Source organism: Limnospira sp. PMC 289.06 (assembly GCF_032350395.1).
Lineage (GTDB): Bacteria > Cyanobacteriota > Cyanobacteriia > Cyanobacteriales > Microcoleaceae > Limnospira > Limnospira platensis.
The window spans coordinates 1-303 of sequence record NZ_JARPLC010000561.1; the positions used below are offsets into that span (position 1 = coordinate 1).

Below are 303 nucleotides of genomic sequence, written 5' to 3' on the forward strand. Positions count from 1 at the left end.
AGGGTAGCAAAACTACTCAAAAAACAAAAAGGTAGATGTACCTGGTGTGGGCAATTCTTTACCCCATCAGATTTAATTGAAGTAGACCACATTGTACCTAGAAGCCAAGGCGGAAAGGATGAATACAAGAATCTTCAATTATTACATCGCCATTGTCACGATGATAAAACAGCTCTTGATGAAGAGATGATGCTGTACTCTTAACAAGGAGACGGTCAAACTAGGAGCCGTATGAGGTGAAAGTCTCATGTACGGTTTTGTATGGGAGGGGGAGATGGCGACATCTCTCTCGACCCCTACTCG

1 protein-coding gene is annotated in these 303 nt (G+C 43.2%); it reads left to right on the forward strand.

Going from position 1 to position 303, the window contains the following annotated elements; genetic code table 11:
• Window positions 1-204: HNH endonuclease signature motif containing protein (locus P5674_RS26270; protein WP_315670530.1), on the forward strand; the 204-nt coding region annotated here is incomplete at its 5' end.
• Between the last annotated feature and the right edge of the window lie 99 nt (window positions 205-303).